An 8,577-nucleotide genomic window follows, 5' to 3' on the forward strand; every position below is an offset into this window, starting at 1 on the left:
CCGCTGCGCGAGGCGATGACCTGGATTCCCGGCGGCGTCTTCACGATGGGATCTGACGACCACTATCCCGAGGAGCGGCCGGCGCGGCGGGTTTCGGTCGACGGGTTCTGGATCGACCTCTGGAAGGACGCCTCGCCCGGGGTGGTCAAGGAAGCCCTGCCCAAGCTGGCGACCAAGCCGCTGTCGCCCGCCGCCACGGGCCTGGCGCGGCGCGTGCTGGCCACCGGCGCCAACGCCCCGGCCGGGATCGGCGACGATCCGGAGCTGGGCGCGACCCGGGCGCTGGCCCTGATCGCCCTGGGCGACGCCAAGGGCGCCGACGCCGTGCTCGACCGCGTTCCCGGCGTGGCGGCCAGCGCCCAGCTGTCGATGGCGGCGGCCGAGGCGGCCCTGATCACCGGCGCCGACGACAAGGCCTGCCGGATCGGCGAGGCGCTGAGCGTCGAACGCGGCGCGCCCTACTGGCTGCGGTTGCGGGCTTTCTGTCAGGCCCTGGCCGGCCAGCACGACGCCGCCCAGCTGACCTTCAGCCTGGCCGCCCAGCAGACCAAGGACGCCGACTACGCCCGCCTGATGAACGCCCTGCTGTCCGGCACGCCGACGGACATGGCCAATCTGGGGAACGGCGTCAACTACGCCCTGTCGCGCAAGCTCGGGCTGGACGTGGCGCTCGCCAGGGGGACCGCTTCGCCGGGCGTGAAGTCGGTCCTGCCCCCGGAACCGTTCGACGGCACCTCCGCCCAGGCCCGCGATTGGCGGTTCCTGCGCGACATCGACCTCAGCCGGTTCACCGACATCTCGCGCACCGCCGCGCCGAAGCTCGCGGAGCTGGTCAGCGCCGACGCCGATTTCAGCGATCCCCTGTTGCTGGCCCGCGCGGCCCTGGCGGCCGGCGACCTGGCGACGGCCCAGGCCATCCGGGGCAAGCTGACCGGCGACACCCTGCCCGGCGGGGCCACCACCCTGGACCTGGCCCTGCTGGACGCGACCTTGGCCGCTGCTGAGGGCAAGAAGGACAGTCAGATCCTCGACGGCCTGATCGAGCGCGGCGTCCAGGGCGGCGCCAAGTCGCCCGCCCSGCCGGCGGCCCTGATCCTGGCGGCGCTGGGCGGGCCGATGAGCCCGGAAGCCCGCGCGTCGTTCGCCACCTTCGACCCCGGCAAGTCCGCCGCTTCGGCCGGGCGGCTGATCGTGCTGGACGACGCGGCCGGCGCCGGCCGCCAGGGCGAGGCGGCCCTGCTGGCCCTGTCGATYGCCGCCGACGCCGGAGCCAATGGGCCCGGGCCCGTCGATCGCGCTCGGCTGGTGCGCGCCCTGCTGAAGGCCGGTCTGGAAGCCGACGCTCGCGCCTTCGCCGTGGAGGGGCTGCTGGCGCTGCAGTTGAAATGACCACGGCCGCTTCAGGCTGGATCGACGCCTTCCTCGAGATGATGGCCGTCGAGCGCGCGGCGGCCCGCAACACCCTGACCGCCTACGAGAAGGACCTGGCCGACGCCCGGCTGTTCCTGGCCGCGCGCGGCGACCTGGACGGCGCCTCGGCCGAGGCGATCGAGGCCTATTTCGCCGACCTGGGCGCGCGCGGCCTGTCGCCGGCCACCGCCGCGCGCCGCCGCTCGGCCCTGCGCCAGTTCTACCGGTTCGTGCTGGGCGAGGGCTGGCGCGACGACGACCCCTCGCGCCGGGTCGAGGCCCCCAAGGCCGGGCGACCGCTGCCCAAGGTGCTGTCGCGCGACGCGGTGCTGCGGCTGATCGCGGCGGCGGCCGCCAAGGACGKGGCCCAGGGTCTGCGCCTGGCCTGCATGATCGAGCTGCTCTACGCCTCGGGCCTGCGGATCTCCGAGCTGCTGAACCTGCCCCTGGCGGCCCTGGCCCGCGACCCGGCCTTCCTGATGGTCAAGGGCAAGGGCGGCAAGGAACGGCTGGCTCCCTTGAACGACGCGGCGCGCACGGCGGTGAAGGCTTATTTGGAGGCAAGGCCGCAATTCCTGCCAAAGGGCGTCAAGGAGAGCGCCTGGCTGTTCCCGTCGCGCGCCAAGAGCGGGCGGCTGACGGCGCGGCGGGTTTCGCAACTGCTGGAGGACGCAGCCATCGCCGCCGGGATCGACCGCGAGACGGTCAGTCCCCACGTCCTGCGCCACGCCTTCGCCACCCATCTGCTGGAGGGCGGCGCCGACCTGCGCGTCATCCAGACCCTGCTGGGCCACGCCGACATCGCCACGACCCAGATCTACACCCACGTGGCGGGGGATCACCTGACGCAGGTGGTCAAGAGCAAGCATCCGTTGGGACGGAAATAGCCGACCCGCTTGTCATCCCCGACAAGCCCGGCGAAGCCGGGCGCAGATCCGGGACCGCCGGACGCTCTGAGTTCACACGTCGGTCCCGGATCTTCGCGCTGCGCGCTCGTCCGGGATGACAGGGTTTTGTGTTGCGCCAGGGTGCTGATAGGAACCCCCACCTTTCAGGAGAATCCCATGTCGGACGAAACCCGCGACAGCAACGGCACGATCCTGGCCGACGGCGATAACGTCACCCTGATCAAGGACCTCAAGGTCAAGGGCTCGGGCGGCGTGACGCTGAAGCGCGGGACGCTGGTCAAGAACATCCGCCTGACCGGCGACACCGACGAGATCGAGGCCAATGTCGAGAAGGTGCGCGGCCTGGTGCTGCGGACCGAGTTCGTGAAGAAGGCCTAGGCGGGGCGTATCGCGCGCGTCGTCAGGCGGTCGGCGCTCCAGAACGCCAGGGTCGCCAGCAGCAGCAGGGCCAGGGCCGTGTAGTCCAGCCAGGCGATCGCCGGATGGATCAGGTACGGCGTCGGCCACAGCGCCCGCAGCGCCAGGGTGTTGGCGGTGTGGGCGGCCGCGCCGATCAGCACGGCCGCGGCCAGTCCCCGGGGGTTCCAGCGCACCAGGAACCAGGCCGCCGCCGCGAAGCCTGCCGCCTGGACCAGCAGGGCCGCCACATGCCAGGCGGGAAAGGCCAGCACCGAGGCCAGCGCCTCGTCCGCCGTGCGGCCTTCGAAGATGCGGAACCGTCCGGCCCAGCCGTCCAGGCCGTGAAGCTTCAGGTCGATGGCGATGGCCACCATGTTCAGCGGCGCGAAGGCGTGGGCGGCGGCGGCCAACAGGCTGAGGGCGGCGACCGCCAGGCGGGCGGTGAACAGGGCGATCCGCATGGGCGACATCCTCTGGCGATAGGCGGTCCAGGCGCAGCCGGCCGCGAAGGCCAGGGCGGTCCCGGCCTCGTCGATGGCGGACAGTTCGGCCTGCATGCCCAGCGCCCAGTCGAGGCGATGGGCGGGCATGACGGCGGCGGCGTGGCGCAGCAGGCGCTCGGCGATGCGGCGGGCAAGACGGCGGGCCAGGGTCATCAGGCCGTCCTCGGGCCGGCGCGAACCGGCTCGGCCAGGACCTCGCCGGCGGCGCGCTCGCGCGCCAGGGCCGCGCCCTTGTCGGTCAGGCGATAGGCGTGGCGCGGCGGCCGGCCGGCCTGCAGCGGCTGGCGCCATTCGGCCTCCAGCAGGCCCTGGTCGCTGAGCCGGATCAGCAGCGGATAGAGGGTGCCCGACTTGAGGCCCGTCTCCTTGGACAGGTCGTAGCCGTAGCGCCAGGCCTGGGGCTGGGCCAGCAGGGCGGCGAGGACGCTACGGGTTTGTCGCGAGATGTTCGGCGCGCGGGTCATGGAGCCATTAGCAACATATGTAGAGTTTGAGTCAAGGGATCTGTGGCGAGCCCCTCGCGGGAGCTCACGGCGCGGTCAGGGACCGGTCTGCGTCGGCGGATGTTTATTCGCTCCCCTCGCGTCCGAGCACGACATGCGTCGCGAGCTCGGTAGCGGTGGACTCCGTCACGCGATAGCCCAGGCGCGGTAGATCCAGGCCCTCGAACATCGCCTCGCCCCGTCCCAGGAGGACAGGCGAAAACGCGACGTGCAGGTCATCGATCAGGCCGGCCCGCAGATACTGGCGAACGGTCGAGACCCCGCCTCCGATCTTGACGTCACGGGCTCCCGCCGCGTCGCGCGCGCGCTCGAGCGCGGCGTGGATCCCATCCGTGACGAAGTGGAACGTGGTGCCGCCCTCCATGACGATCGGCTCGCGGGCATGGTGCGTCAGGATGAAGGTCGGCGCGTGATAGGGCGGGTTGTCGCCCCACCAGCCTTTCCAGCCGTCGTCCAGCCAGTCCCCACGCCCGGGACCGAACATGTTCCGGCCCAGGATGAAGGCTCCGAAGCCGTCCATCGAGCGGTGGGCGAAGGTCTCGTCCACGCCCTCCGAGCCGCCGCCCTGGCCGAACATCGCCTGGAAGGTCTTCGTTCCGAAGAACCAGCGATGCAGCTCCGTCCCACGCTTTCCCAGCGGATCTTGAAGACTCTGTTCCGGGCCCGCCCCGAACCCATCCAGGGATACGGAGAACCCCGCGACTCTGACACGACTCACCGTGCGCCTCCTCTATCGATGGAACTGTGCTGGATTGGCCGGCGCGCGTCGATCGGCAGGTTCAAGGCGCGCCCTCGAACGCCGCCTTCAGCTTGGGCATGTCCAGCTTGATCATCTGCATCATGGCGCCGAACATCCGGCCGACGGCGGCCTTGTCGGGGCTGGAGGTCAGGTCGAGGAACTCCTGCGGGACGATCTGCCAGGACAGGCCGAACCTGTCCTTCAGCCAGCCGCACTGGCTCTCCTTGCCGCCGTCGGCGGTCAGGGCGGTCCAGTAGCGATCGACCTCGGCCTGGTCGGCGCAGTGGACCACGAACGACACCGCCTCGGTGAAGGTGAAGTGCGGACCGCCGTTCAGCCCGCTATAGGCCTGGCCGTTCAGCTCGAAGCCGATGGTCATCACCGTGCCGGCCGGACCGGGGCCGCTCTCGCCGTAACGCGCGACGCTGGTGATCTTCGAATTGGGAAACAGCGAGACGTAGAAATTCGCGGCCTCCTCGGCCTGGGTGTCGAACCACAGGAACGGGGTGATCTTCTGCATGGGGTTTCCTCCGGAGGCCGGTGCACGGCGTTTGACCGAAGGACGATCAAGACCCGCGACTTCCGACATCGGCGCGCGCTTTTCGACGAACCGTCGGTCTCAAGCGGCCGCCAGCAGGTCCACGCTCTTGTGGTCGGGGTCGCAACCCGCGACCAGGATCACGTCACCCTGGGAATTGTCGGTGCGCAAGGCGAGGATGGCCTGGTAGGCGGGCGAGGCGTACCAGGCGCGGGCCGCCGTCAGGTCCGGAAAGGCGATGACCACGATGTCGCCGGGCCACTGGCCCTCCAGCACCTCGACCTTGGCGCCGTGGACGACGAACCGGCCGCCGAAGGGTTCGAGCGTGGCGTCGATGCGCTGCAGGTATTCGATGATGCCGGGACCGAAATCGACGCTGCGCAGATGGGCGATGCCGTAGGCGGACATGACGGGGCTCCAGGTTGCGATGACCCAGCCTCGCCCGCCGTCGTCGGCAAATCGATGACCTGGCAGGTTATGCGGTCAGGTGAACGCCGCCGCGTTCAGGGCCGAGACCTGCAGGTCGGTGACCCGGCGGATCATCCGGATCGCCAGCACGCCCGCGGTCAGGGCCGAGGCGAAACAGATGATCGTGATCACCGAGGCCGCCGTCTGGCCGCCGGCGGTCATGGTCTTGCTCGCCAGGTTGGACAGCGTCCCCGTAAAGTTGCTGGTCAGGAAGAAGCCCCACCACCAGCGCAGCAGCTTCGGGGCGTCCAGTCCTTTCCAGCCGATGGGATCGGCGCTGACACGCCAGGTCTGGTCCAGGCCCTGGAACGGCTTGTACAGCGCGGCGAAGGGCACGAAGAACCAGCCGACGTTCCAGCCGGGGCTGACCTCCATGCCTTTCGACAGGGTCTGGGCGTTGCGGTTGGCGCGATGCACCCACATCAGGAACAGCACCAGATAGGGGACCAGGGTCAGCAGGTAGAGGATCGCCGCAAGCCCGTAGGCGATGACGAAGGGTTCGAAGCCCGGCGCCATGCCGTCGACCAGGCCGCCGCCCTTCAGGCCCAGCAGCTTGGATAGGTTGATCAGGGTGAGCAGGGTCATCGCCGCCAAGGCGACCAGGTGGACCGAGATGCCGACGATCGCGCCCTTGGCGCGCTTCTTCGGATCCTTCGGCGTGTAGATCTTCTTCTTTTTCATTGATCGCCCCCCAGCGGTGGACCCCGGAGCTAGACCGTTTCGAGAGCGCCGACAACGCCGCCGTTGCCGCCCCCGCCGCCGCGCACTAGTTACGCTGCATGGCCGCTTCCGAGATCGAACCCTTCCACGCCATCGCCATCAGCCGTCTGGCTCACCAGATGAAGGCGCAGGGCCAGTCGATCATCCACATGGAGTTCGGCCAGCCATCGACCGGCGCGCCCAAGGCCGCCATCGCCGCGGCCCATCACGTGCTGGACACCGACGGCATGGGCTATTGGGAAAGCCCCGCCCTGAAGGCGGCGATCGCCCGGCGCTACGCCGATCTGGACGGGGTGAGCGTCGATCCCGAGCGGATCATCCTGACCTGCGGCGCCTCGCCGGCCCTGGTCCTGGCCCTGGCGTCCAACTTCCAGCCCGGCGACCGCGTGGCCCTGGCCCGGCCCGGCTACGTGGCCTATCGCAACACGTTGAAGGCCCTGAACCTGGTCCCGGTCGAGATCGCCTGCGGGGCCGAAAGTCGCTTCCAGCTGACCGCCGCGCACCTGGCGGCGCTGGAGCCCGCGCCCGCCGGCGTGATCATCGCCAGTCCGGCCAACCCGACCGGCACCATCATCCCCGCCGCCGAACTGGAGGCGATCGCGCAGGTTTGCCGCGCGCGCGGAATCCGCGTGGTTTCGGACGAGATCTATCATGGCCTCAGCTACGGCGAGCCGGCCGTTTCGATGCTGGCGTTCCAGCCGGACGCCCTGATCGTCAACAGCTTCTCCAAATATTTCAGCATGGCCGCCTGGCGGCTGGGCTGGGTGGTCGTGCCGCAGGGCCAGATCCAGCGGGCCCGGGCCTTCATGGGCAACCTGTTCCTGACCCCGCCGTCGCTGAGCCAGCACGCGGGGCTGGTCGCCATGGACTGTCTCGACGAACTGGAAGGCCATGTGGCCGTCTACCGCGCCAACCGCGCCCTGCTGCTGGACGCCCTGCCGGCCCTGGGCCTGGCCTCGATCGCCCCGCCGGACGGGGCCTTCTACATCTATGCCGACATCGGCCACCTGACCGATGACAGTCTGGCCTTCTGCGAACAGCTGCTGCGCGACACCGGCGTGGCCACAGCGCCGGGCGTCGATTTCGACCCGGTCGACGGTCGGCGGTTCATCCGCTTCAGCTTCGCGGTCTCGACGGCGGAGGTCGAGGAGGCGCTGCGGCGCGTGACGCCGTGGTTCGCGGCCCGCGCTCAGCGCTGAAGCAAAGCCTTGCCGATCGGCCTGGGCGGCTGGGTCTGCAACACCACCGAGGTCGTGACCGGGCCGAACCGCCCGATGGCGTCGACGATCGCCGCCAGGTCGGCGGCCGACGGAACCAGCGCCTTGAGCACATAGCAGTCGTCGCCGGTCACCCGGTGGACCTCGACGATGTAGGGCAGGCGCTCGAAGGTCTCCAGGCAGGCGCGCATGTGCTCGTGGGTGGTCTTCAGGCGGATGATCGCGCTGAGCGTCAGGCCCAGGGCCAGCGGATCGATCCGCGCGCCATAGCCGGTGATGACCCCCCGCTCCTCCAGCCGCTTGACCCGTTCCGACATCGACGGCTGTGACAGTCCGATCCGCCGCCCCAGCCCCGACAGCGAAATGCGACCATCGGTCTGAAGCGCTTCGATGATGGCGATATCCTTGGCGTCGAGGCCGTCTGGGAGAGACATCTGCGGTTGTCACCTTGAATTCATCGGAACTATCGCGCTTTCGCCGATGAACCGCCATGCACTTTTGAACACCGTTCGGCCATTCTGGCGGAAGCCAGGGAGAGCGCGATGCGACTGATCGGAATGCTGGATTCACCCTATGTGCGCCGCGTGGCGGTGACCCTGCGGCGGCTGGACCTGCCGTTCACGCACGAGCCGGTCTCGGTGTTTCGCCACTACGACGCCTTCGCGGCGATCAATCCGGTGGTCAAGGCGCCGACCCTGGTGACCGATGACGGCGTGGTGCTGATGGAGTCCGGCCTGATCATCGAGCACCTGGAGCGGTTGGCCGGGCGAAGCCTGGCGCCCGACGGCGTCGCCGACCACGCCCGCGCCCAGCGGATCCTCGGCCTGGCCCTGGCCGCCTGCGAGAAGACCGTGTCGCTGGTCTACGAGTTCAATCTGCGCCCGGAGGAGAGGCGGCACGCGCCCTGGATCGACCGGGTGCGCGGCCAGGCCGGCGCGGCCTGGCGACTGCTGGAGGCCGAACTGGCCGCGCCGCCGGCCTGGCTGGAGGGCTCGCAGGCCTGGGTCACCAGCGCGGTGACGTGGACCTTCGCGACCAAGACCCTGCCGCAGTCGGTCGATACGGCGGCCTGTCCGAGCCTGGCGGCCCTGACCGAAAAAGCCGAGGCGACGCCGGCGTTTCTGGCCATGCCGTACGACTAGGTCCCAACCCCCAGCCGTCATCCTCGGACT

The 8,577-nt window shown here is 69.9% G+C and carries 12 protein-coding genes; 5 read left to right on the forward strand and 7 right to left on the reverse strand.

The window, feature by feature from the left end:
• Window positions 1-15: 15 nt before the first annotated feature.
• The 3 genes from AC1DZ6_RS12565 (at window position 16) to AC1DZ6_RS12575 (ending at window position 2,696) form a co-directional block, all read left to right on the forward strand.
• Window positions 16-1,389, forward strand: a complete 1,374-nt coding sequence (locus AC1DZ6_RS12565; RefSeq protein WP_477097519.1) for a hypothetical protein — start codon at window positions 16-18, stop codon at window positions 1,387-1,389.
• Window positions 1,386-2,297 carry a site-specific tyrosine recombinase XerD gene (locus tag AC1DZ6_RS12570; protein ID WP_477097509.1) on the forward strand — a complete coding sequence of 304 codons (912 nt, stop codon included), beginning with the start codon at window positions 1,386-1,388 and terminating at the stop codon, window positions 2,295-2,297. The genes AC1DZ6_RS12565 and AC1DZ6_RS12570 overlap by 4 nt, the downstream gene beginning before the upstream one ends.
• Before the next feature lie 177 nt (window positions 2,298-2,474).
• Window positions 2,475-2,696 (forward strand): alkylphosphonate utilization protein, encoded by a 222-nt coding sequence (locus tag AC1DZ6_RS12575; protein ID WP_056758688.1) that lies wholly within the window; start codon window positions 2,475-2,477, stop codon window positions 2,694-2,696.
• On the opposite strand, the gene AC1DZ6_RS12580 is transcribed toward AC1DZ6_RS12575, so the two are convergent.
• The 6 genes from AC1DZ6_RS12580 to AC1DZ6_RS12605 form a co-directional block, all read right to left on the reverse strand.
• The gene (locus tag AC1DZ6_RS12580) at window positions 2,693-3,373 is read right to left on the reverse strand and encodes a hypothetical protein (protein ID WP_477097510.1); all 681 of its coding nucleotides are present in this window, start codon (window positions 3,371-3,373) and stop codon (window positions 2,693-2,695) included. The genes AC1DZ6_RS12575 and AC1DZ6_RS12580 overlap by 4 nt on opposite strands.
• Window positions 3,373-3,684, reverse strand: a complete 312-nt coding sequence (locus AC1DZ6_RS12585; protein ID WP_477097511.1) for a PadR family transcriptional regulator — start codon at window positions 3,682-3,684, stop codon at window positions 3,373-3,375. The genes AC1DZ6_RS12580 and AC1DZ6_RS12585 overlap by 1 nt, the downstream gene beginning before the upstream one ends.
• Before the next feature lie 103 nt (window positions 3,685-3,787).
• Complete coding sequence (locus AC1DZ6_RS12590) at window positions 3,788-4,441, reverse strand: dihydrofolate reductase family protein (protein ID WP_477097512.1); 654 nt, start codon at window positions 4,439-4,441, stop codon at window positions 3,788-3,790.
• A gap of 61 nt (window positions 4,442-4,502) precedes the next feature.
• Window positions 4,503-4,982, reverse strand: coding sequence for a VOC family protein (locus AC1DZ6_RS12595; RefSeq protein WP_477097513.1), 480 nt, complete (start codon window positions 4,980-4,982; stop codon window positions 4,503-4,505).
• 99 nt (window positions 4,983-5,081) lie between these two features.
• Window positions 5,082-5,408 carry a DUF1330 domain-containing protein gene (locus AC1DZ6_RS12600; protein WP_477097514.1) on the reverse strand — a complete coding sequence of 109 codons (327 nt, stop codon included), beginning with the start codon at window positions 5,406-5,408 and terminating at the stop codon, window positions 5,082-5,084.
• Between the two features lie 75 nt (window positions 5,409-5,483).
• Entirely contained in the window at window positions 5,484-6,149 is a 666-nt protein-coding gene (locus AC1DZ6_RS12605; protein ID WP_477097515.1) for a DUF4328 domain-containing protein, read from the reverse strand.
• 98 nt (window positions 6,150-6,247) lie between these two features.
• Between AC1DZ6_RS12605 and AC1DZ6_RS12610 the strand changes: the two genes are divergently transcribed.
• Window positions 6,248-7,387 (forward strand): aminotransferase class I/II-fold pyridoxal phosphate-dependent enzyme, encoded by a 1,140-nt coding sequence (locus AC1DZ6_RS12610; RefSeq protein ID WP_477097516.1) that lies wholly within the window; start codon window positions 6,248-6,250, stop codon window positions 7,385-7,387.
• Here AC1DZ6_RS12610 and AC1DZ6_RS12615 read toward each other — a convergent pair.
• Window positions 7,378-7,839, reverse strand: a complete 462-nt coding sequence (locus AC1DZ6_RS12615; RefSeq protein WP_477097517.1) for an Lrp/AsnC family transcriptional regulator — start codon at window positions 7,837-7,839, stop codon at window positions 7,378-7,380. The genes AC1DZ6_RS12610 and AC1DZ6_RS12615 overlap by 10 nt on opposite strands.
• Before the next feature lie 108 nt (window positions 7,840-7,947).
• Between AC1DZ6_RS12615 and AC1DZ6_RS12620 the strand changes: the two genes are divergently transcribed.
• Window positions 7,948-8,547 (forward strand): glutathione S-transferase family protein, encoded by a 600-nt coding sequence (locus AC1DZ6_RS12620; RefSeq protein ID WP_477097518.1) that lies wholly within the window; start codon window positions 7,948-7,950, stop codon window positions 8,545-8,547.
• The last annotated feature ends 30 nt before the right edge of the window (window positions 8,548-8,577 follow it).

Source organism: Caulobacter sp. P1_B12_2, assembly GCF_056406675.1.